This is a genomic window from Myxococcota bacterium, assembly GCA_035498015.1.
In the GTDB taxonomy this organism is placed as follows: domain Bacteria; phylum Myxococcota_A; class UBA9160; order SZUA-336; family SZUA-336; genus VGRW01.
Window position 1 is genome coordinate 1 of sequence record DATKAO010000041.1, and the last position, 24018, is coordinate 24018.

Annotated in this window: 15 protein-coding genes; 11 read left to right on the forward strand and 4 right to left on the reverse strand. The window is 68.5% G+C overall.

Translation table 11 applies throughout. From position 1 onward, the window contains the following. The first annotated feature begins 343 nt into the window (after positions 1-343). Positions 344-1531 carry an argininosuccinate synthase gene (locus VMR86_03415; protein ID HTO06081.1) on the forward strand — a complete coding sequence of 396 codons (1188 nt, stop codon included), beginning with the start codon at positions 344-346 and terminating at the stop codon, positions 1529-1531. Here the strand turns inward: VMR86_03415 and VMR86_03420 are convergent. Next, positions 1494-2789: an AarF/ABC1/UbiB kinase family protein gene (locus VMR86_03420; GenBank protein HTO06082.1), complete on the reverse strand. Its 1296-nt coding sequence runs from the start codon at positions 2787-2789 to the stop codon at positions 1494-1496. The two genes, VMR86_03415 and VMR86_03420, sit on opposite strands and share 38 nt — an antisense overlap. Positions 2790-3081: 292 nt before the next feature. Here VMR86_03420 and VMR86_03425 point away from each other — a divergent pair, with 292 nt between their 5' ends. The 6 genes from VMR86_03425 (at position 3082) to aspS (ending at position 17337) form a co-directional block, all read left to right on the forward strand. Next, positions 3082-4557, forward strand: a complete 1476-nt coding sequence (locus tag VMR86_03425; GenBank protein ID HTO06083.1) for a YCF48-related protein — start codon at positions 3082-3084, stop codon at positions 4555-4557. 32 nt (positions 4558-4589) lie between these two features. Next, a complete protein-coding gene (locus VMR86_03430) occupies positions 4590-7739 on the forward strand; it encodes an MMPL family transporter (protein HTO06084.1) in 3150 nt (1049 codons plus the stop codon). A gap of 74 nt (positions 7740-7813) precedes the next feature. After that, on the forward strand, positions 7814-13258 hold the full coding sequence (locus tag VMR86_03435; protein ID HTO06085.1) for a hypothetical protein: 5445 nt from the start codon (positions 7814-7816) through the stop codon (positions 13256-13258). Between the two features lie 81 nt (positions 13259-13339). Continuing rightward, a complete protein-coding gene (gene purN / locus VMR86_03440) occupies positions 13340-13954 on the forward strand; it encodes a phosphoribosylglycinamide formyltransferase (protein HTO06086.1) in 615 nt (204 codons plus the stop codon). Positions 13955-14099: 145 nt separating this feature from the next. Continuing rightward, positions 14100-15512 (forward strand): diguanylate cyclase, encoded by a 1413-nt coding sequence (locus VMR86_03445; GenBank protein ID HTO06087.1) that lies wholly within the window; start codon positions 14100-14102, stop codon positions 15510-15512. Positions 15513-15546: 34 nt separating this feature from the next. After that, entirely contained in the window at positions 15547-17337 is a 1791-nt protein-coding gene (gene aspS, locus VMR86_03450) for an aspartate--tRNA ligase (protein ID HTO06088.1), read from the forward strand. Here the strand turns inward: aspS and VMR86_03455 are convergent. Next, positions 17323-18411 (reverse strand): fatty acid desaturase, encoded by a 1089-nt coding sequence (locus VMR86_03455; protein HTO06089.1) that lies wholly within the window; start codon positions 18409-18411, stop codon positions 17323-17325. The genes aspS and VMR86_03455 overlap by 15 nt on opposite strands. Positions 18412-18506: 95 nt before the next feature. Here VMR86_03455 and VMR86_03460 point away from each other — a divergent pair, with 95 nt between their 5' ends. The 3 genes from VMR86_03460 (at position 18507) to VMR86_03470 (ending at position 21865) form a co-directional block, all read left to right on the forward strand. Next, positions 18507-19616 carry an S-(hydroxymethyl)glutathione dehydrogenase/class III alcohol dehydrogenase gene (locus tag VMR86_03460; GenBank protein HTO06090.1) on the forward strand — a complete coding sequence of 370 codons (1110 nt, stop codon included), beginning with the start codon at positions 18507-18509 and terminating at the stop codon, positions 19614-19616. A 135-nt stretch (positions 19617-19751) separates the two neighbouring features. Then, positions 19752-20051 (forward strand): hypothetical protein, encoded by a 300-nt coding sequence (locus VMR86_03465; GenBank protein ID HTO06091.1) that lies wholly within the window; start codon positions 19752-19754, stop codon positions 20049-20051. A gap of 317 nt (positions 20052-20368) precedes the next feature. Beyond that, a complete protein-coding gene (locus VMR86_03470; protein ID HTO06092.1) occupies positions 20369-21865 on the forward strand; it encodes an ATP-binding protein in 1497 nt (498 codons plus the stop codon). Here the strand turns inward: VMR86_03470 and VMR86_03475 are convergent. Further along, a complete protein-coding gene (locus VMR86_03475; protein HTO06093.1) occupies positions 21855-22511 on the reverse strand; it encodes a response regulator transcription factor in 657 nt (218 codons plus the stop codon). The genes VMR86_03470 and VMR86_03475 overlap by 11 nt on opposite strands. A gap of 200 nt (positions 22512-22711) precedes the next feature. Here VMR86_03475 and VMR86_03480 point away from each other — a divergent pair, with 200 nt between their 5' ends. Then, complete coding sequence (locus tag VMR86_03480; GenBank protein ID HTO06094.1) at positions 22712-23590, forward strand: hypothetical protein; 879 nt, start codon at positions 22712-22714, stop codon at positions 23588-23590. Between the two features lie 103 nt (positions 23591-23693). On the opposite strand, the gene VMR86_03485 is transcribed toward VMR86_03480, so the two are convergent. Beyond that, a partial coding sequence (locus VMR86_03485) for a carotenoid oxygenase family protein (protein ID HTO06095.1) occupies positions 23694-24018 on the reverse strand: 325 nt, incomplete at its 5' end.

Below are 24018 nucleotides of genomic sequence, written 5' to 3' on the forward strand. Positions count from 1 at the left end.
CTGCGAAACCCACTCGTCAGGGCAGATGCCCGACCCCGCTCGCGAACCAGACCTCTCCGTCCACCAAACAAATACGAGAACGCGTCGACGATCTCGCCACTTCGACCATCCAGTCCGCGTTCGCTACGCCATCGGGCGCGGACTGCATGGTCGAAGTGGCGAGGTGGTCGACGCGTTTTCTCTCTTTCGAAGGATGAGGACGCTCGTTCGCGAGCGAGGGCGGCTCACTGCCTCGACGAGTGGGTTTCGCAGGAGTCTTCGACGAGAAGGGACCCGCGAGGAGAGGCTGTGGGCCGCCCTCGCGAAGCGGCTGGACGCTCTTGCTCCGCTATAGTGCGCCCCCATGGGCGACATCAAGCGCATCGTGTTGGCGTACTCGGGCGGCCTCGACACCTCGGTGATCCTCCGTTGGCTGATCGAGACGTACTCGGCGGAAGTGATTTGCTACGTCGGCAACGTCGGGCAGGGCGAGGACCTCGACGCCGTGCACAAGAAGGCGCTGGCGACGGGCGCGAAGGACTGCGTGATCTCGGACCTGCGCGAAGAGTTCGTGCGCGACTTCGTGTTCCCCGCGATCAGCGCGAACGCGGTCTACGAGGGGAGTTACCTGCTGGGCACCTCGCTCGCGCGGCCGGTGCTCGCCAAGGAGCAGGTGCGCGTCGCGCGGCAGTTCGGCGCCGACGCGCTCGCGCACGGCTGCACGGGCAAGGGCAACGACCAGATGCGCTTCGAGCTCGCGTTCCACGCGCTCGCGCCCGACCTGGCGATCATCGCGCCCTGGCGCACCTGGGACATGGGCGGGCGCACCGAGCTCATGGCCTACGCGCGCAAGCACGACATCCCGGTCGATGCCACGCTGCGCAAGCCCTACTCACTCGACCGCAACATCTACCACATCAGCTACGAGGGCGGGATCCTCGAGAACCCGTGGCTCGCGCCCGACGAGGCGATGTTCGAGTGGACCCACTCCATTCAGGACGCGCCCGACGAGCCGACCGAGCTCGAGCTCGAATTCGAGCGCGGCGTGCCGGTGAAGGTCGACGGCCGGAGACTCGGCCCGGTCGAGCTGCTCACGCGGCTGAACGAGCTGGCGGCCGAGCACGGCGTGGGCCGCGTCGACCTGGTCGAGGACCGCGCGGTGGGCATGAAGTCGCGCGGCGTGTACGAGACACCCGGTGGCAGCGTGCTGCACGCGGCGCACCGCGCGCTCGAGTCGATCACGCTCGACCGCGAAGTCATGCTCGAGCGCGACCGGCTGATTCCGCGCATCGCCCAGCTGATCTACGCGGGCTTCTGGTTCTCGCCCGAGATGGAGTTCCTGCGCGCCGCGATCGACAAGAGTCAGGAGCACGTGAGCGGCGAGGTGCGGCTGCGGCTGTTCAAGGGCAACGTGACCGTGCGCGGCCGGCGCTCGCCGCACTCGCTCTACCGCGAGGACATCGCGACCTTCGAGGCGGGCGGCAGCTACGACCAGCGCGACGCGACCGGCTTCATCAAGCTGAACGCGCTGCGCCTGAAGCTCCGCCAGTAGTCACGAATCGCAGCAGGTGCGGCAGGAACAGCCGCATCGGGTCCGCGCCGGGGGCGATGCGTTCGGCCAGGTTGTACACGTAGGCGAGCGTGCGCGCCCACAACAGCAGGTCGCGCGGAATGCGGAACGCGCCCGACTCGCGCACCAGGCGCTTGCCCAGCTGCTTGAGTGACTGGATGCCGGCGAGGCTCTCGCCCAGCGCGCCGGCCGCGCCGGCCGCGAGCGCGGCCTCGAGCGCGGCGCGCGCCTCGGGCTCGCGGCCCGGCACCAGCGCGGAGAGCCGGCCGAGCCCCGCCAGCAGCGCGTCGACGTCGCGCTTGAGCAACGCCTGCAGGCCGAGCCGCAGCTCCTCGCGCACCTGCGGAGTGAGTCGCTCCACCAGCCCGAAGTCGAGAAACAGGATGCGCGGCGGCGGCGCGGGCGCGTCCACGAGATACAAGTTTCCCACGTGCGGGTCGGCGTGGAACAGGCCGTCGCCGAACACCTGGCGCCCGTAGGCGTCGACCACGATCGCGAGACACTGCTCGGGGGTGACTCCGCGCGCGGCCAGCGCCGCGCGGTCGTCGAGCCGCACGCGCGGCACGTAGTCGAGCGTGAGCACGTTGCGCCCCGAGGCCTGCCAGTGCACGCCCGGCACCAGCACGCGTGAGTCGCCCGCGAACGAGGCGGCGATGTGCTCGGCGGCCCGGCCCTCGGCTTCGAAGTCGAGCTCGCGCAGCAGCGCGCGGCCCACCTCGTCGAGCAGCGCGCGCGCGTCGTCCGGTCGCAGCCAGGGGCGCAGCAGCGGCAGCGCGCGGCGCAGCCCGCGCAGGTCGCGCGTGACTCGTTCGGGCGTGAGCTCGGGGTGGCGGACCTTGACCGCGACCTCCGCGCCGCTGCGCAACCGCGCGCGGTGCACCTGCGCCACGGACGCGACGCCCAGCGGCTCGGGGTCGATCCAGGCGAAGCGCGCGAGCGATCCCAGGCCGCGCTCGATCTCGGCCCGGATCGCGGGAAACGGCACCGCCGGTGCCGACTCGTGCAGCGCGTCGAGCGGGGCACGAAACTCATCCGAAAGTGCGTCGACCCGGGTCGCCAGGTGCTGCCCCAGCTTGGTGTAGAGCCCGCGCAGTGACCCCAGGGTGTCCGCGACCCGCTGACCCGCTGCGGTGTCACGCTCGGCGCGCGTGCGGCGCGCCGCGAACGGCCCCAGGTCGCGCAGCAGCACGAGCCACGCGGCGCGCGTGAGCGCACCGGCGGCCGATTTCGGCCGACGCACCCGGACTCTGCCCGCTGCCACCGGCAGGATTGTATCCGGCGGCCGGACCAATGGGTCGCTCGCCCCCGCTCAGCGTTCGAGACTCATGACCCGGAGTTGCGCATCTGCTGCACATCACTGCGTGAAATTCCGTGGAAGCTTGACACTGGGTCTGCCCCCGTCGTAGAACCGGCCACCGGTCGGCGCGGTCGTGGTCCTCCGCTTTCGTTGCCGCGACACCCCGAGCCGGAATGGGAAGTTCTGCGGCTCATGGGCTCGTTGCAAGCGCTGACGAGCCCGACGGGGAGGGCCTTTGAGCACGCTCGGAGGGATGCGCGCGAAGCGCGCCTGGGTCTTTCTTCTTGCGATCGCTTTCGTGGCGACCGCGTGCAGCGAAGAGAAGTACGAGGAGAAAGTCTCCGAAGGTCAGATCGACCTGCCGGACGACCTCTACGCTGTCACTGCAATCGGGCCAGACCACCTCTGGGCCGCGGGTTACTTCGGCGCCATCTACCGCACGGGCGACGGCGGCAAGAGCTGGCGCAAGCTGAACGGTCTCACCGACCAGTCGATCTACGACATCTCGTTCGCGGACGAGAAGAACGGCTGGGCAGTCGGCCGCCGCGGCTTCGTGATCCATACGACCGACGGCGGCGACACCTGGGAGCTGCAGAAGATCCCGCGCCAGCCGGCACAGCACCTGTTCGCGGTGCGCGCGGTCGACCCGCAGACGGCCTGGGCGGTCGGTGACTGGGGCGGCCGCTACTACACGGCCGACGGCGGCAAGACCTGGGAAGACCGCTCGTTCGTGCTCACGCCCGAGAGTCCGCAGTGGAAGTATCTGTCGGAGGACGAGCTCGCCGCGGCCGCCAAGGGCGAGAAGATCTACGACGACATCTTCCTGAACGACGTGTTCTTCGCCGACAAGCAGCACGGCTGGATGGCCGGCGAGTACGGCTACATCTTCCGCACCGAGGACGGCGGGCAGACCTGGGAGCGCGGCCAGATCAAGGGCACCGTGCACTTCGACCCGGTCACTTTCCCCAAGGGCGAGAAGAAGATCCCCAAGGACCGCTGGGACCAGATCTTCAAGGCCGCCGAGGTGCTGGCCGAGCGCCCCTATCTCAAGATCGAGATCGAGGGCTTCCTCACCGCCGACGAGCTCCGCGCGAAGAAGGACACGTTCATCGCCGACGAGCGCGCGGGCGAGGTCCAGAAGTTCCTCGAGAACGAGGGCATCAACCAGGACCGCATCAAGGTCAAGCGCCCGACGCCCCTCGACCAGGAAGGCGTCGACATGAAGGCCTTCGCGGCTTCGAAGGTCACGGCCGAGCCGACCGTGCGGATCGAGGTCATCGAGACCCCGTTCCTGTTCGACGTGAAGTTCCGCGATTCCGACCACGGTCTGATCACCGGGCTGGGCGGCGTGGCACTCACTTCGAGCGACGGCGGGCGCAACTGGGAGTATCTGCAGACCGGCTCGAAGCAGGCGCTGTTTGCGGGCGCGTTCGCGGACACGAAGCTGGTCGCAGTGGGTGAAAAGGGCCTGCGGCGCATCAGCCTCGACGGCGGTCAGTCGTGGCAGAAGCTGGGCGAGGAGGGCGGCGTGGGCCGCTTCCCGGCCGAGAAGCACGGCTACTTCCGCGACCTGACCTGCGGCACGCCCACGGTGTGCTGGATGGTCGGGCAGGGCGGCAACGTGCTGCGTTCGACCGACGCGGGCCAGAGCTGGTACGAGATGCTGCCGACTCCGGAGACACCGCCTCCGGCGACGGGTGCCGGTGAGTAAGCGTGCCCGAGGACCAGCGGTCGCAGAGCTTCATGGAGGAGCAACTGCCCGAGAGCGCATTCTCGATGCGCTTCGGGCGGCTCATCATGAAGTACCGATTCGCGACGCTGATGACTCTGGTCAGCCTCGGTCTGTTCTTCGCGTTCCCGCTGGTGAACGCCGCTTACTACAACTTCACCGCCCAGCGCAGCGAGACCGGTGAAGGCAAGCTCCTGTTCGGCATCCCCGCGCGCTTCCGCATGGACGCGAACGTGCGCAAGACCTTCCCCGAGCACCCGTTCATCCACGCCCAGGACAAGTTCACGGGCAAGTTCGGCTCGGCCTCGGCGATCGCGATCGTGGTCGTGCGCAAGAACGGCGAGATCTACGACTACGACTTCCTGCAGAAAGTCTCGCGCATCACGGACAAGCTCGATCAGGCGCCCAACGTCAATCACTACCAGGTCCGGAGCCTCACGCACGTCAACACGCGCGTGATGACGATCCAGTCGGACGGCGCCATCGAGGCGACGCCGCTGATCGAAGAGACTCCCGAAGACCCCAAGGAGCTGGCGAAGCTCAAGGACAAGGTGCTCGAGAATCCCGGCCCGATCTACGGCCAGCTCGTGTCTCGCGACCACCGCGCCTGCTTCATCACCGCCGGCTTCATCACGCAGAACCTCGACAACCGCGAGGCCTACACCGAGCTCTTCAACTACCTGCGCAACCTGAAGGCCGAGGAAGAGGCCGACGGGACGGCCGAGATCTACATCTCGGGCGCGCCGATGGCGACCGGCTACGTGATCGACTCACAGTTCCAGATCGTCTACTACCTGCTCGTCACGATCGTCGCGCTGTTCTTCCTGCTGCTCGCGTACTTCAGGCGGCTGCACGGCGTGGCGATTCCGATGGTCGCAGGGCTGGCGACCTCGATCTGGGGCATGGGCTTCTGCGCCTGGGTCGGGATCACGCTCGATCCGTTGGTGCTCGTGATCCCGCTCTTGATCACGGCGCGCTCGATCAGTCACACGATCCAGATGGCCGAGCGCTTCTTCGAGGACTACGAGGCGGAGTGCAAGGCCGCCGAGAAGAGACTCGGCCGCTCACTCACCGCCGAGGAGCTGCACGACGCCAAGGTCGAGACGGCGACCACCGCCATGGCCAAGCTCATGCTGCCCGGCATGCTCGGCATCCTCGCCGACGCCGCGGGTCTGGCCGTGTGCTTCCTCACCACCATCCAGACCATGCGCGACCTGTCGATCTTCGGCTCGTTCTGGGTGGTCGCGATCATCTTCAACGTGATCATGCTCCACCCGATCATGATCTCGTATCTCCCGCCGCCGCACGACTTCCACCACTTCACGCCGGCGTGGATGCAGCGTTTCCTGGCGGCGACCGGCCGGCTGGCGACGGGCCCGGTCAGCAAGTACGTGCTGGCAGGCGGCACCGCGTTCGGCCTGGTGCTGGCCACCTGGTACGTGCTGTTCCACACCACGATCGGCGAGAGCCGGCCCGGCTCTCCCGTGTTCTGGCCCGATCACCCGTACAACGTGGCGACCGGGAAGATCGGCGAGACGTTCGGCGGCGTGGACCAGATGACGATCTTCGTCGACGGCGACGGCAAGAGCGCGAGCTCCGACGGGCTGGTGCTGCAGCGCATGGAAGCCATGCAGCGCTTCATGCGCAGTCACATGACGGTGGGACAGACCATCTCGCTCGTCGACGTGATCAAGCAGTACTGGCTGGTGAATCACTACAACGATCCGAAGTGGGGCTTCGTGCCCGACTCCGCGCAGACGATCGGCGGGATCATCTTCCAGCTGCAGCAGAACAGCACGCCCGGCTTCCTGCGCCCGTATCTCACCGACGACGCCGAGGACGCGAACGTCACGTTCCTGTTCCCCGACCACAAGGGCGCGACCATCAAGCGCGCGGTCCACTACGCGGAAGAGTTCATCGAGAAGAACCCGATGGGCCGCATCAACGTGCGGCTCGACCCCGACCGCGGCGAGCCGCTCGACGCCCTTTACTACCTGATCGGCCCGGTGCTGTTTCCGCGTCACTCCGCCATGAAGGTGAAGGTCGCGGACATCAACGAGGACCAGAAGATCACGGGCTACCAGGAGAAACGGCCGGTGCCCGTGGGCCGCTGGTCCGAGCCCGTGCACGCCGACGACGTGCTGACCAAGCTCCAGGGCGCGCTCCAGGCGCAGTCACGCGCCAAGCTGCCGCCGCTCGCCGCCACGGACCGCTTCAAGGAGGACCTCTCGATCGACGGCGAGCGCCTCGAGAAGGTCGCGATCAAGCTCTCCGCCGAGAACGACTACCGCATCGAGACGGTCGATCACTCGGCCGAGGACGTGATCCATGGTTTCGCCACCGTGGGTGAGCTGGTCCGCTACATCGTCGACCGCAGCAAGTTCTACGTGGTCGAGGAGTGGAAGAACGACGAGGGCAACATCACTGCGCAGACACTGCGCTACTGCCGCACTTACTGCACGTACGAGCTCTGGACCCAGAACACCAAGTTCAAGGACACCTCGTTCAACCCGCAGCGCACCAACACCTACACGCGCGGCGCCGAGTTCGTGCTGGCGGGCGGCATCATGGGCGTGTATGCGGCCGTGAACGAAGAGGTCGAGCGCGGCCACGTCGCGAACATCCTCTTGATCTTCCTGATCTGCTACCTGTTCGTCGCGGTCAGCTACCGCTCGAACATCGCGGGGCTGGTGATCGTGTTCAGTCTCGCGACCGCCACCATCGGGTCACTCGCCTGGATGGCCTGGCGCGAGACCGGCCTCACGATCCAGACGCTCCCCGTGCAATCGGTGGGCGTGGGCGTGGGCGTCGACTACGCGTTCTACACCACCGACCGGATCCGCCAGGAATACTCCTGGCTGGGCGACCTCGACGAGGCCATCCGCCGCGCGATCCGCACCACCGGCATGGCCGTGTCGTTCACCGCGACCACGGTGATCGGCGGCATCGTCGCCTGGGCGTTCAGCGGGCTGCGCTTCCAGGCCGAGATGGCGCAGCTCCTCTCGATCCTCATGTTCGTGAACATGCTCGGGGCGATCTATCTGGTCCCGGCCTGCTTCTCGATCTTCCGTCCGAAGTTCTTCGCTGCGTCACTTAGCGAGGCGACGCAGCAACATCATTTGGGTAACTCCGCGCCAGAGCCGGTCGTGGCCAGGGCGGGCTGACGTCACGACCGCGGCGCAGAGGGAATCGCCGCGGTCGGGATTCTGCAAGGGAAGTAAGGGGAAGGGGAATTGCGATGAGGGGAAGGCTGGCTGCGGGCCGACTTGCTGCTCTGGTCCTCGGCATCGGAATCACGTGCTTCGGCATCGCGAACACGGCGCGCGCGTTCGAATGGGACCTGCCCGGCGAGCGCAAGTTCTCGATCCACGGCTTCTACGAGGCGCGTCTGTTGTTCACCGGCGAGGACCTGCCCTCCCACGCGGTGACCTTCTCGCAGTTCCGCCACGTGCTCTCGCTCGAGTTCGAGCTGTCGCTCTTCCCCGACGGCTTCGGACCCTTCGACTCGATGTTCATGTTCACTCGCATTCTGGCGAGTTACGACTGCATCTACACACGGGCGTGTGGTCTGTTCGCGAGCGCTGACTCCTACGGCGACGCCGCGCGCAAGGCGGTGCGCCAGCCGGCGAGCCTGAAGGAGGACGTGAAGAACAAGAGCCCGTTTTACGGCGGGCTGCTGCCCCAGGTCTACATCCCCGGCACGCTGCACGACGCGCGCGAGATCCTGAACCCCAGCCGCCGCTACCGCACGTGCGACAACTTCCCGGGCACCTTCCAGAACCCGTTCCCGCTGGCCGCGTTCTGCAATCTGAACCAGCGCTCGCCCTTGGACGGCCCGCTGAAGGCGGGCTTCCCCGCCGCCGTGGCGGTGCGCGCCGGTGACTTCGCGTTCGGCCTCTCCGAGCCCCTGCTCGCTGCCGCGCGGCCGACGATCGGCGAAGCCGAGTTCAACCGCCTGCACGCGCTCCTGGTCGGCAGCAACGGCCAGGCGCAGGTGCTGTCGATCACCGAGGAGTCGGAGCGCCGTGCCCTGCTCGCCGAAGCCGCGCAGCTCGACCGCGAGTTCAAGCAGGACCCGAACGCCAACCCGAACAACCCGGCGCTCGCCGAGCAGGCGCGCCAGCAGGCCGCGGCGATCCTCGGCAGCCCGGAGACGGACTTCAACGCGAACATCCCCGAGCTGCTCAAGACCCGCCCCGACCCCAACCGCTTCGCGATCTTCGCCCGGGCGACCACGCCGCAGCTGCTCAGCGCGAAGTGGGGCTCGAACAAGATCGGCAACGCGATCACTCCGTTCCTGGCCACGATCAACACGCCGATCAAGCCGGAGGGCTACTTCTCGAACACCGGCGCCGTGAAGTGGTTCGGCGCGTACGAGACCGGCCTCGCCGACGACGTGGTCGGCGTGATCGGCGGCGCGCCGCAGTCGAACGACCCCGACGGCCAGGCGGTCATCCAGGCCACGGTCAGCGCGCGCAAGGCCGTGCCGTTCTTCCTGGGCGGAGACGGCATCCGCGACACCGCCGACGACCTGCCGTTCGTCGCCACGAACCAGGCCGCGCGCGACGCGGGTTACTCGCTCAGCGCTCCGCTCACCGGAATCACGGACCGCTTCGACGAGCTGGCCGAGAACACGGGGCTCGGCACCCCGATCGTCAACAAGTTCACCGAGACGGCGAAGATCACCGTGCCGTCGAGCTCGCAGCCCGGCCAGCAGAAGACCGTCGAGGTGTACGGTGTCTACAACCCCGAGTACCTGCTGATCACCGGCTGTACCAACCCCACGGAGGCGGGTGGTCTCGCGGGTAACTTCAACAACGCCACCCTCACCTGCTCGAAGAACGGCCGCGACGTCACCGCGCAGGCCCAGAAGATCGGCTGCAACGCCGTCAGCGTCTCGCGCCGCACCGATCGCTTCGACATCGGCACCAACGCCGACGGCGACTGCATCGAGGTCAACACCGGCAACGGCAACGTCTCGAAGCCGAACCCGAACGGTGGTCCGTTCGCCCAGCCCATTCCGACCCAGATCCAGTACGAGGTCATCCCGCTGCTCGCCGATCCGGCGTTGCGCCCCTCGGGCGCCGCCTCGGCGCCGTTCGACGGCTCGGACCTGCGGCTCTACGGCAACAACGACGGCGTGATGATGCCGGCGCGGCCGCGTCAGACCGGCAACGGCATCAACTTCCAGTCACCCGGCGTGCGCAACTTCTACGCGACTCACCGCGCGGTGGTCTCGAACCTCGACCTGCATTTCACCGAGGACGAGCTGCAGTGGAACCACGGCGCGAGCCAGGACGAAGGCGAGTTCGCCGAGGGCTACCTCGAGTTCGAGATGGCCGACAGCCAGATCTTCGCGCGCGTCGGCAAGCTGATCGTGATCTGGGGCAAGACGGAGCTGTTCCGCAACCAGGACCGCAACAACCCGCTCGACATCGGCAACGGCCTGTTCGGCCCGCTCGAGGAGCAGCGCGTCGGTCAGTGGGCGGCCGACGTCACGATCTCGCCCGAGATGTTCATGCGCGTGGGTCCGGTCGAGGACCTGCGCCTCGAGCTGCTGTGGATCTTCGACCAGTTCACGCCGACCGACCTCGGCAAGTGCGGTGAGGGCGGCGCGGTCGACCTGATCTGTCTCAAGAGCTTCGGCGCCATGGCGTCCGGGCTTGCGGCCATCGGCCTCGCCGGCGAACGGCGCCCCGACAAGGACTACAACGGTCTCGCGACCTGGGACTACGGCGCCCGCATCGAGGGCCGCCTCGACCGCTTCACGTTCGCGATCTCCGACTTCTGGGGCTGGGACGACAGCGGGTATCTCGACCTGGTGCAGCAGTACGAGCGCACGGCGGACTTCTCCACTGGCGCGCCGCTCTCCACGGGCACGCGCGTGCCCGGCACTCACTGCACGATCCGCCAGAACGCGAAGCATCAGGCCGTGGGCCCGAACGGCATCGCCGGCGACGGCGACGACATCTTCGCGTCGGACGGCAACTGTCTGCTCTGGGGCAAGCCGGAGGCCGATCCGAACGATCCGAACGCGCCGCTCCAGCAGCACCTGCGTTCGCCGGAAACGATCGCGTCGCTGCACAACCTGAACCAGACACTCTTCCACTCGGTCTGCGCGTTCACGTTCGACCAAGACGAAGGCTTCTGCGCCTTCGACCGGCTGAACTATCCCGACACGTTCAACTTCGTGTCGGCCATCCTGGGCGGTCTGGGCGGTCTCGGCGGCATCGTCGTGGACGGCATCGAGACCATCCACATCGAGCCGAATGCGCTCAGCGATCTCACTCCGCAGGGGAACTTCAAGAACCTGCAGTTCATCGCGATCAACCCGCGCGTGGGCGGCTCGGCCGGCCAGATCGAGCAGGACCTGGGCTTCAACCTGCAGCCCGAGCAGGCCGCGCTGCTCGGCTGCGGTCCGGCCTACGCCAACCCGTGCAGCAACAACCAGGCCGTGCAGTGGCAGAAGGACCCGGCGATCAACAACTCGCTCCATCCGTCCGCATTCGGCGGCGTCGATCTGATGAACGCCGACGCCAGCGTCGTGACTCAGGAGTTCGTCGCGCTGAAGGCCCTCGAGCCCGGTGCGCTGGTCGGCACGCGCGTGAAGGACGGCAAGCTCCAGTATCTCCCCGGCATCAACTACAGCCGCAACGGCTCGACCATCCTGGTGCCCGACCCGCAGGGCAGCGGCATCGTCGGCGTGATCGAGACTGGACAGTACGACACGATCACCCCGGACCAGGTCCTGAAGATGGGCCGCGAGGGGCGCGCGCGTTACCAGATCGACCCCAACCACCCGCGCGAGGCCGACGGCTGGATCGAGCCCATGCCGTGGCAGGTGGACAAGGAGGCCAAGAAGAAGTTCGGCGCCATCGTGTTCGAGAACGACCCGAACAACCCGTTCGACCCCAACAGCCCGCTCAACAAGTGGAACTTCATCGACAAGAAGAACCCGGTGCCGACCATCAACACGCCGTACGACAACGTCGACGGCGAGTACTGCGAGCGCTGGATGATCCAAGACGAGAACGTGAACGACACGCCGTTCACCAAGGGTTGCACGGTGCTCGAGCGCGCGTCGGCGAACCTGGAGCGGCTCCTGATCTCGACCGAGATCATCGGCTTCGACCGCGTGTTCGATCCGCCGGAGAGCCTGGCCGAGCTCAAGGCCTGGGGCAGCGGCAACACCGCCAAGCAGGCCACGGGTGACCCGATCGCCGGCCCCGACGGCATCTTCGCGCGCAACCAGATGGTGTTCAGCAAGGACGAGGTCGACTACCAGGTCATGACCTGCTGCTCCGTCCCGAACGCGACCACGATCAACGCGCCCGCAGATGCGGTGCCCGACCCGAATCACACGGCCGCGTTCCAGTTCCTGCAGACCTACAACCCGGCGACGTGTCCGAACGAGAAGTGTTTCCTCAACGTCGCGCCGATCCTGGTCGACTCCAACGACGCGAAGACCAACGGACGGATCGCAGTCATCGACATGCCGATCTCGCAGCAGGCGATGATGGATGGCAACACGGTCGGCCGCATCAATCTCGCGCTGATGGAGAAGACCGACCTGATCGGTCTGCGCCGGCTGTTCTCGGGCCAGCAGGTCGAGTTCGCCGGACACAGCTGGGTGCTCAACAAGACCCAGCGCACGAGCCTGTTCGCGCCGCGGCAGCCGGTGCCCGCCACGGCGATCGACCAGAACGCCGACAACAAGAACGACCTCGACCAGGATCGCGACGGCATCTGGGACGGCATGGACGACTACACGCCGGGCCCGATCACCGACGACAACATCCTGTGCGGCAGCGGCGTGCGCGGTGACCCGCTGCAGGAGGCGGCGCAGTACGACCCGTACCGGCTCGACGAGGCGCCGGGCAGCGCCAAGTTCAAGGCGGCGTTCCCGAACGGTCTGCCGCCGCGCTCACCCGTGTTCTGCCGCTCGATCGCGGGCATCACCGGCGGCACGACGCAGACACTGCCGGTGAAGAAGGCCGGCGGCGACGGCCGCTTCGGGCGCCGCGACTTCCTGTGGCAGGGCGGCCGCGAGATGGACTTCCGCTACCAGAAGCGCAACGTGATGGGCTTCGGCCTCGATTTCGCGGAAGACGTCACGAAGACCAGCTGGGGCATCGAGTTCTCGTGGATGGCGCGCAAGTTCCTGCCGAACTCGACCACCTACTCGGGTCTCTCGCAGACCGACGAGATGGTGCTGTCGATCTCCGTCGACCGGCCCACCTTCTTCAACTTCCTGAACCCGAACCGCAGCTTCTTCATCAACTACCAGATGTTCGTGCGCTACCTGCCCAACTTCCAAGGCGGTACGCGGAACAACGACGGTAACTACGGCTACGCGAAGGGCCCGTTCTCGACCCAGATGGTGCTCACGTTCTTCACGGGCTACTTCCAGGACCGGCTCGGCCCGCGTGTCTCGATGGTCTACTGGCCGATGGAGTCACAGTACGCGGTGCTCACGGGTCTCACCTACCGCTGGAACGACGCGTTCTCGACCAGCATCGGGTACACGAGCTTCTTCGGTCACGTGGGCACCCAGCAGGGCGCGTACTTCCCGATCGCGCAATACGGCTCGATCGAGCAGTACAACCCGGCCACGCTCGGCCGTGGTGTGGCCCCCGTGATCAACCGCGACCAGGCGGAGCTCCGGTTCCGCTACACCTGGTAGCTTCTCGATCGGGAAGGGATGAGTGAGGCGCCTTACGGCCCCGGCCGGAAGGCGCCTCCGCTTTTCCGCTAACCTGCGGGTGTGACTTTGCGCATCGCGGTGTTGCTGTCGGGCCAGGGCACGACCTTCGAGCGCCTGGTCGCCGAGCGCGACGCCGGCCGGCTCGACGTCGAGTTCACCGGCGTGATCTCGTCGAAGCCCGACGCGCCCGGGCTGGAGCGCGCGCGCCGCCACGGCATCCCCGCGCACGCGGTGTCTCGCAAGGAGTACCGCGACGAGCACGCCTTCAACGAGGCCCTGCACGCCGTGCTGGCGCAGCGCCCGCCCGAGCTTTTGGTGCTGGCCGGGTTCCTGTCGAAGATCGAGCTGCGCGGCTACAACGCGCGCGCGATGAACACGCACCCGGCGCTGATCCCCGCCTTCTGCGGCAAGGGCTTCTACGGCGAGCGCGTGCACCGGGCGGTGCTCGAGTACGGCGCCAAGGTGACCGGCGCGACCATCCACTACTGCGACGAGCAGTACGACAGCGGCCCGGTGATCCTGCAGCGCGCCATCGACGTGCGCGAGGACGACACGCCCGCCACGCTCGCCGAGCGCGTCGCGGCGGTCGAGCGGGAGCTGTACCCGCGCGCGATCCAGCTGCACGCCGAAGGCCGCCTGGTCATCGAGGGCAGGCGCGTCCACATCCGCCCGTAGAAGTCACTCGCATCGGGGCCCGACGGCTTCGCATGAAACCCGTCTCAACTCCGCTCTGTTCCGGGCCGATTCTGCGCAACGGAGACGCGTCTTTCGGTCGCATGGGCACCCTACCCATGCTCCGGGGAGCGGAGGGACCGTCGCGATGGACAAGCGTGTGCTGGTGGTCGACGACGACCGGCTGATTCGCGAGATGACGCGCGACGCGCTCGTCCAGGAAGGCTTCCGCGTCGCCACCGCGGCGTCGGGCCGGGAAGCGCTGTCGCGCCTGGGCGACGAGGGCCCCTTCGACCTGGTCATGACCGACCTGTCGATGCGCGAGATGGACGGGCTCGAGCTGCTCGAACGCGTCAAGCGCGCCTCGCCGCACACCGAGGTCATCGTGCTCACGGGCTACGCGTCGCTGGAGAGCGCGCTGCAGGCCATGCGGCTCGGTGCCGCGGACTACCTGCGCAAGCCGGTGTCCGCGCCCGAGATCACCTACGGCGTGAAGCGCACGCTCCTGCGCCGCCGGCTGATCGACGAGAACGAGTCACTGCGCGGCTGCATCCAGGCCTTCGAGGCCGCGCGGCCGCTCGCGTCGTGTCTCGAGAGCGGCGACGTGCTGCCGCTCGCGCTCGACATCGTGCTGCGGGTCACCGGCCGCTCGCGCGCGATCGCCCGGCTGTGCGACCTGCCGTCGCATACCGGCGAAGGGCTCGAGCTGCGCGGCTTCGCCGCCGACCGCGCCAACGAGCTGCGCCAGCAGATCGAGCAGACCAAGCTCTTCGACCCGACCGAGCTCGAGCGCACCGTGGTGACTCCGCTCGACGATGCCTCGCCGGCGCTCGCACAGCTCGGCCTGGGCGAGGGCCAGATCCTGGCGCTGCCCCTGCGCGTCGAGGGGCGAGTCATCGGCGGGATCTGGCTGTTCTCGGACGGCCGCACGTTCGCGCGCGACGACCTGGAGCGCGCCGAGCTCGTGGTGGAGCAGGCGGAGCTGGCGCTGATCAACTCCGAGCGCTTCCTGCAGGCGCGCGAGAAGGCGTTCATCGACGACGTCACCTCGCTGTACAACGCGCGCTATCTGCTCTCGGCGCTCGACCGCGAGGTGAACCGCGCCGCGCGCTCGCAGAGCAAGCTGTCGGTGCTGTTTCTCGACCTCGACCGCTTCAAGGCGGTGAACGACCGCTTCGGTCACCTGATCGGCTCGCGCGTGCTGCGCGAGCTGGGCGGGCTCCTGCAGGAGTCCGTGCGCGCGATCGACACCGTGGGCCGCTACGGCGGCGACGAGTTCACGATCCTTCTGGTCGACACCGGCCTCGACGGCGCGCTCTCGGTAGCGGACCGGATCCGCCAGTCGGTCGCGGACCGGTCCTTCGGCGGCGAGCGCGGGCTCGATCTGCGGCTCACGATCTCGGTCGGCGTCGCGACCTTCCCCATGCACGGCGAGACACGCGAGCGACTGCTCGACCTGGCCGACAAGGCCATGTATCTCGCCAAGGCGCTGGGCCGGAACCTGGTGTGTTCGGCCGACGACCTGTCGTCGCCGCGCTCGGGGCCGATCGGCGCCCTTTGACCCCCCCGCGGGCCCTTGGTAGGCTCCGCCCCCCGTGCAGCAGCGACTCGACCCACTCGGCGACCTGCGCCGAACGCACTTCTGCGGTGAGGTGCGCGCGTCCGACGTCGGGCGCGAGGTCGTGCTGTGTGGCTGGGTGCGCAAGCGCCGCGACCACGGCGGGGTGATCTTCGTCGACCTGCGCGACCGGACCGGCATCGCGCAGGTGGTGTTCAAGCCCGACTCGGAGCCCGTCGCGCACGAACGCGCGCAGGCGATCCGCTCCGAGTTCGTGCTGGCGGTGCGCGGCCGGCTGGCGCGCCGCGACGACAACGTCGTGAATCGCGACCTGCCCACGGGCGAGGTCGAGATCGTCGCGCAAGAGGTGCGGATCCTGAACACCGCCACCACGCCCCCGTTCGCGATCGAAGACGAGGTCGAGATCGACGAAGCGGTGCGACTGAAGTACCGCATCCACGACCTGCGCCGGCCCGCGATGCAGCGCCGGCTGTTCGTGAGACACCGGCTCGCTCAGTCCATGCGCGCCACGTGTACCGAGCGCGGCATGATCGAGATCGAGACCCCGATCCTGGCGCGCGCCACGCCCGAAGGCGCGCGCGACTTCCTGGTGCCCAGCCGCGTGCACCACGGCAGCTTCTACGCGCTGCCGCAGTCACCGCAGATCATGAAGCAGATGCTCATGGTCGCGGGCTTCGACGGCTACTTCCAGATCGCGCGCTGCTTCCGCGACGAGGACCAGCGCGCCGACCGCCAGCTCGAGTTCACGCAGCTCGACCTCGAGCTTTCGTTCGTGCGCATGGACGACGTGCTCGAGCTGCTCGAAGAGATCACCGTCCGCGCGTTCCGCGACGTGCTCGGGGTCGAGCTCGCGCGGCCGTTCCCGCGCGTCAGCTATCAGGACGCCATGCTGCGCTACGGCTCGGACAAGCCGGAACGGCGCATCACGCTCGAGCTGTGTGAGCTGTCCGACGTGGTGGCGAAGACCGAGTTCAAGGTGTTCGCCGGCGCGCTGGCCTCGGGCGGCGTGGTGCGCGGACTGCCCGTACCCGACGCCGACTCACTCTCGCGCAGCGAGCTCGACCGCCTGAACGACCTGGCCCGCAGCTTCGGTGCCAAGGGCCTGGCCTGGGCGCGCATCCAGCCCGACGGATCCTGGCAGAGCCCGATCGCGAAGTTCCTGTCCGACGCCGAGCGCGAGGCGATCGGCAAGCGCGCGGGCCTGCGCCCGGGTCACGTGATCCTGTTCGGCGCCGACCGCGAGAAGGTCGTGTGCGACGTGCTGGGCCGGATCCGGCTCGAGCTGGGCGCGAAGCTCGGCCGCTTCGACGGGCGGCCCTGGGATCCGCACTTCGTGATCGGCTTCCCGCTGTTCGAAGAGACCGACGACGGCAAGCTGACTTACATGCACATGCCGTTCGTGGCGCCGCTCGAGGGCGAGATCGAGAAGCTCGACAGCGACCCGAAGTCGGTCATCGCGACTCATTACGACCTGGTGCTGAACGGCGTCGAGCTGGGCTCGGGCAGCCTGCGCAACCACCGCTCGGACCTGCAGCTCAAGATCCTGGCGATCATCGGCTACAGCGAGGCGGAGGCGCGCCAGCGCTTCGGCTTCATGCTGGACGCGCTCGACACCGGCGCTCCGCCGCACGGCGGCTTCGCCTTCGGCTTCGACCGCTTCGCGCTGATGCTCGCGGGCGGTGAGTCGCTGCGCGACGTGCTGGCCTTCCCGAAGACCCAGCGCGCGCAGGACCTGTTCATGGAGTCACCGACGCCGGTCGAGCCCGGGCAGCTCAAGGAGCTCGGGATCAAGCTACGCGGAGACTAGTGGCTCCGCGCGCGCGGCGTCGTAGCCGTGCCAGGTCTGGGTGGGGAAGTCGTAGAGCTTGCACGCGCGCGTGGCGCGCAGGTAGTCGCCCAGGCCGAAGGCGTGCTCGCGCACCACGCCGCCGAACTTCGCGCGGATCGCGTCCGCCGCTTCGGCCAGGTGGTAGAACGGGATGCGCATGTCCACGTGGTGCGGCACGTGCAGGAAGATGTTGTGGTAGAAGAAGTTGAGCCACACAGGAATGTGTAGGATGGTCGTGCCTTCCATCTGGCCCTTGAAGCGGGTCCACTCGCGCCGGCCGTGCCAGGCGATCTCGGGCGAGATGTGGTGCACGTAGACCGCGATGCCGATCGAGTAGTTCCACAGCACGAACGGCACGGCGAACACCTTGAGCCAGGTCCAGAGCGCGCCGGCGACGCCCCCGTAGTGGTGGAAGCCGAAAGCCAACAGCGCCGCGCTCACCAGAGCCGCGTAGCCGAGCACGATGCGCCGGTCGCGGCGCACGTCGGCCGCGATCTTCTCCGGTGGCGTGAAGCGGATCATGTTGCGCCACCAGATGTCCCAGCCGTAGTAGATGCCCGCGCCGAACCACGACCACTTCACGCGGTGCAGGAGTCTCTGCGTACGGCTCATCGCGCGGTAGCCCTCGGGGCTCGTCGGGTGCCACACGTAGTCCATCACCTCGCGCACGGTGTGGCCGTGGTGGATGCGGTTGTGGCCGTAGACCCAGGCTTCGTACACGTGCAGCGACGGCAGCATGGAGAGCTGACCGATCACGTAGCCGAGCCGGCGGCTCTTGAACAGCGCGCCGTGCGCGCAGTCGTGGCCCACGATGAAGAGCGCGCTGATGCCCAGCGACGCCAGCGCCCAGAGCGGCACGAGCAGGAACGGGTTGTCGACGAACAGGAGCGCAGTGACTATCGCCGCGTAGATCGCGAGGTCGCGCGCGAAGTAGGCCAGCCCGAGCGCCGTCGGGTTGTCGTACACGCCGTCGGGCAGGACCTCGATCACCTGCGTGATGCTCGGCCCGTCCTCCGGGACTGCGGGCGCGTCGACCGAGACCGGGGCTGACATCCGCCCGAGATCCTAGCGGCAACCCCGGTGGGTCGCGCCGCCTCAGCGGTCAAAGTTCGGTCAAAGGCCGGTGTCGGGCTGCGTATAATCGCGCCGTGAGAGTTAATGGTGCGGTTGCATGGGAAGCGGGGCGGCCGCTCGAGATCGAGCAGATCGAGCTCGAAGGGCCGCGCGCGGGCGAGTGCCTGGTCAAGCTGGCCGCCAGCGGAGTGTGTCACACCGACGCCTACACACTTTCGGGCAAGGACCCCGAGGGCCTATTCCCCGTGGTGCTCGGCCATGAGGGCGCGGGCGAGGTGGTCGAGGTCGGCGCGGGCGTGCGCACGCTCGCCGCGGGCGACCACGTCATTCCGCTCTACATCCCCGAGTGTCGGGAGTGCAGGTACTGCCTGTCGGGCAAGACCAACCTGTGCGTGCGGATCCGCGAGACGCAGGGCAAGGGGCTCATGCCCGACCGGACCAGCCGGCTGCGCGCGCGCGGCAAGACGCTGCACCACTACATGGGCACGTCGACCTTCGCGGAGTACACGGTCGTACCCGAGATCGCGCTGGCGAAAGTGCGCAGCGATGCGCCGCTCGAGCGGATCTGCCTGCTCGGCTGCGGAGTCACCACGGGCATCGGCGCGGTGCTTCACACCGCGAAGGTCGAGCCCGGGTCGAGCGTCGCGGTGTTCGGGCTGGGCGGGATCGGGCTGTCGGTGATCCAGGGCGCGGTGCTCGCGGGCGCGGAGCGCATCATCGGCATCGACACCAACCCGCGGAAGTTCCAGCTCGCGAAAGAGCTCGGCGCCACGGAGTTCCTGAACCCGAGCGAGACACCCGACGTCGTGGCCGCGATCGTCTCGTCGACCGACGGCGGCGTCGACTACTCGTTCGAGTGCATCGGCAACGTCGAGGTCATGGGCCAGGCCCTGGCGTGCACGCAGCGCGGCTGGGGTCAGTCGGTCGTGATCGGCGTCGCAGCCGCCGGCCAGGAGATCCACGCGCGCCCGTTCCTCCTGGTGACCGGGCGCTCCTGGCGCGGCACCGCCTTCGGCGGCACCAAGGGCCGCACGCAGCTGCCGCGCTTCGTCGACCGCTACATGAGCGGAAGGATCAAGCTCGACGAGATGGTGACGGGCGAGCTGCCGCTCGAGCGGATCAACGAAGCCTTCGACCGGATGCACGAGGGCACGGCGATCCGCACGGTGATCAAGTACGGGTGAGCGGCGCCGGGCCCGCTGTCGGAGGTCACTTGGTATGGCGAATCAAGCAAACCTTCAGACCGCGAGGAACGCGTTCGCGGTATTTGGCAGGGGAGATCTTCCCGCGCTCCTGAATCTGATGACGGACGACGTGGAGTGAAGCTTCCCGGCGGACGATCCCTCCTCGACTACCGGAGGCTCGTCCGAGAAGGCTACGACCGCTGCGCTCCCGCCTTCGCCGCCGCGCGCGCCGGCGAGGAGCGGCCCGATCTCGAGCTGCTGCTGCCGCGGCTCGCGCCGGGCTCGCGCGTGCTCGACCTCGGCTGCGGCGCGGGCGTTTCCGTCGCGGCACGGCTCGCGCGCGAGCACGCGCTGACCGGGTCGACTTCTCGTCCGCGCAGCTCCGCCTCGCGCGCGCGAACGTGGCGTCGGCGCGCTTCGTCGAGTCTGACCTGATGGCCGCCGACTTTCGAGCCGCTCCTTGCGAGGAAGGCAACGGGAACGTGATGCGCCAGGCGCTCTGTGCGCTCGCCTGCGGGGCGCTGCTCGAGCTGGCGCCGGGAGCAAGTGCGCAGACTCGCGCGGGTACAGAGCTCGTTCGCATCGACCGCGTCCGATTGGCGCACGCGCAGGACGCGGTGCCGCCACCCCCGAGCTCGCCCACCTGGCGCGGCGCCCAGCTCCCGTGGGACTGGCAGCCGCGCGGCGACGGAGCACCGGTCTGGTGCCTGGCGGAGTTCACGCTCGACGAGATACCGGATCGCCCGCTGCGGATGCTCGTCGCGCAGGCGGGATACGGAGCCGAGGTCTTCCTGAACGGGCGCTCGATCGGCTTCCAGGGCCTGGCGCCCAACACGGTCTGGGGGCGACGCGAGCCCGTCTCCGCCTCGCTACCCGCCTGGCTGCTGAAGACCGGCCGCAACGAGCTCGCACTGCACATCCAGGTGCGGCGCGACTTCGCCGGCTACCTGACACCCATCTGGGTCGGCGAGCCGGAAGAGATTCAACGGCGACTCGCCGTCCCGCTGGCGCTCCTCGCGCTTCCCGGGTTCCTCGCGCTCCTCTCCCTTGGGTTCGCTGCGCTGCACTGGGTGCCCTACCGAAGCGATCGGCGGAGCGAGTGGCTCTGGCTGGCGGCGGCCTTCCTCGTGTTGGGGGTCGGCGGCCTGCGCTGGCGCGCGCTTGATTTCCTGCTCTGGCCGCTCGGAGTCGCGGCCGGCGCGAGCTGCGTCGCCTGTGCGATGCACCGCGTGGCCGGCTTCGCGCGCAGGCGGTTGGAGCTCGGCCTGTTCGCGTCGGTCGCCGTCCTCGCAGCACTCGCCCTCGGCCCTCCGCCGTGGCGCTACCCGGTCGCGGCGGCCGCGGCCGCGTACGGCGGAGTTATGATCTGCTACCTGCTCTTGCATTATCGCGGGGGCGCGGTCGCCACCTGGCTGACGCGCCCAGGCCTACTCATGGCGGCGGTCGCGTCGGGCCCGCTGCTGTCTATCAGTGACCTGCCGCTGTACTGGAACCGGTCGCCTTGGCTGGGCGTTCCCCTGTTTCCGATCTCTCATGCGCCCCTGTTGTTCGCGAGCGCGCTCCAGCTCGTGCTGTTCCTGAGCACACGCCTGACGGAGGCGCGCTCGCTCAATCGCGAGCTCGAGGAGAGCCAGGAGCGGGTGGTGGCTCTCGAGCGCGAACGGGCGACCCGCAGCGAGCGGGTGCGCCTCCAGCGAGAGCTCCACGACGGGCTCGGCGCGCAGCTCGTCGGCGCGCTGGCCATCGCCGAGCGCCAGCCGTCCGCGAGCGCCGCGATGCCCGACGCGCTGCGCGGCGCGCTCGGCGAGCTGCGGATTGCCGTGGACTCGCTCGACGCCGAGGAGCGTGAGCTGGTCGAGGTACTGGGCAGTCTGCGCGCGCGTTTCGAGTCGCTCGTGCACGGGACCGGGATCGAGTTCTCGTGGCGCGTTGCCGACGTTGCGAGCGCGCAGCGGATCCGACCGGAGCACGCGATCCATCTGCTGCGCGTACTGCAGGAGGCGATTGCGAATGCGGTGAAGCACGCTAGGCCCCGCTGCATCGAGGTGCGAAGCGGTGACGCGTCCCAGGCCGATGGGGTCGCGCCCTTCGTTGAGGTGCAGGACGACGGCGCCGGCTTCGGGGAGCCGGAGCGCGGCCGCGGGCTCGAAAACATGCGCCGGCGCGCCGAGGCGATCGGCGGCCGCCTCGAGATCGCCTCGAGCGCGGGTGGGACGCGCGTGCGGCTCTGGCTGGCGCCTAGGTCTTGAGGTCGATCAGTCCGAGCTGCGCCGCCTCGTAGGCGGCTTCGCTGCGCGAGTTGACGGCCAGCTTGCGGTAGATGTGCTGCGCGTGCGTCGCCACGGTCGCGGCGGAGATCACGAGCAGCTTCGCGATCTCGTCGTATTTGAAGCCCTTGACGATCAGCTCGAGCACCTCGCGCTCGCGCGCAGAGAGGCGGGGCTGCTCCGGCGCATCTGCCTGCGCGGGCGCGCGGAACCTGCCCAGCACCTTGCGCGCGATCGACGGGCTCATCGGCGAGCCGCCCGCCAACAGCTCGAGCGTGCAGCGACGCAGCTCGCGCGGGCTCTCGTCCTTTAGGAGGTAGCCGAGCGCGCCGGCCTCGAGCGCGTCGAAGACCGTCTGGTCGTCGGCGAACACCGTGTGGACGAGGCAGAGTGTCGGCAGCCTGCGCCGGACCACGCTCCGGATCAGCTCGATGCCGTTGCCGTCCGGCAGACCGAGATCGGTGACCAGCAGATCGGGAGCCGTCTCCGCGAGCATCCGGGTCGCCTCGGCTAGGCTGCTGGCGGTGCCGACGACTCGGAGCGAAGGCGCGGACGCGAGCGCCTCGCGCACGCGCGCGCTCGCGTTCCGCTCGTCCTCGACCAGCAAGACCGACGCCGGATGGACCATCGGGCGCTCCGAGCTTCGTCCCCGCAGCGAGTCTGACACATCGGCAGAGAGACCGGCCGCGCCACACATCCACAGAACTGTTGATGTCCCGCCCGCGCGATCCATTGGACGATGACTCGGCCCCAAACCTGCTCCCGACGAGGTGGACGATGTGCAGACTCGCGTGCGTAGTGAATCAGTCTCCGCTGCTTCTCTGCGCCGTGCTGGGCGCGATGTTCCCGCTACGGGCGCACGGGACCGCTGTCTTCGAGGTGGTGGTCAACGCCGGAGCGAGTGCCAGCGACGGCGGCAGCGACAACGAGTTCCCGCCCGTGTACGACACGGGGCAGATTGCGATTGCAACGCTCCCCGCTTCCCTCTCCACCAGTCAGGCGGCGACCGCGGCGATCGGAACTGCGTCGGGGGACGGCAACGCCTCGGGGCGGGGCGAGCTGACGGTCCCCGGGACCTTCGCCGGCGCAATGCTCCGCGCCGTCGCGACCTCGCACGCTGTCGCGCCCGCGGGCGGACCCAACGCCACTTCGGGCTTCGGATCGGGCCAGAGCCGGGTCGAGTACCGCGACGTTCTCTATGCAAGCGGCCTTCCAGCGGGAACGCCGATCCACCTCCGCGTCCGGCTCGATCTCGACGGCGCGATGGATCTGGTCGGGGAAGGGGCGGGGAACCACGCGCAGCTCAGCTTCGGCGACTCGGGCACTCCGGGGGCTCCGATCGATCAGCTCACTTGCACCGACATGAACGGGCCCTGCTCTCGATCCGACACGGGCGAGATCGAAGCGGTGGTCGGCGCCCCCTACGGAATCAGCCTCGAGCTCTTCACCCAGGTCCACTCCGCCGCCAACCTGCTCGGCCCCAATTTCGCGAGCTCCTCGAGCGACTTCGGCTCCACGGCGCGCCTGTGCATCGACGTCATCACGCCCGGCACGAGCTACACCCTCGACAGCGGCGGCGACCTGCGCTGCGCCCCCGATCCCCCGCGATCGGTGCCGGCGCTGCCACCCCTCGCGGTCGGAGCGCTGGTGCTGGCGCTGGGGGCGGCCGCCTCGCGACCGCTGCGGCGCGAATCAAATCGAAGGTGACGCAGTACGGTGTTGACGAAGCTGCCCGACACGCCGGTGCGATTGGGCACGGCGAGGCGCGCCCCGCCGAGAGCCACGAGGTCCTCTTCGCGCGGAAGCCGCGCTAGTCGGCGATCCAGCTGCCGTGGAAGCCGTAGGGCACGCGCACCGGCAGGTGCACGCGTGCGACCGGGCCCTTGGCGAAGTTCTGCGCGTCGAGGATCACCAGGTCGCTCGTGTTCGTCGCCGGGTCGTAGACGAAGGTGAGCACGTAGCCCTCGTCCTCGGCGTGGCCGGTCTGCACGAACACGGGCTCGCCCGCGCCGCTCGTCACCCACTCCTGCGACTTGCCCGACTGCAGGTCGTACTTGATCAGCCGCTTGCCGAACTCGTTCGGGATGTCGCCCCCCAGGCCCGCCATGTAGCCGTAGCGGTGCTTGAGCCCGACG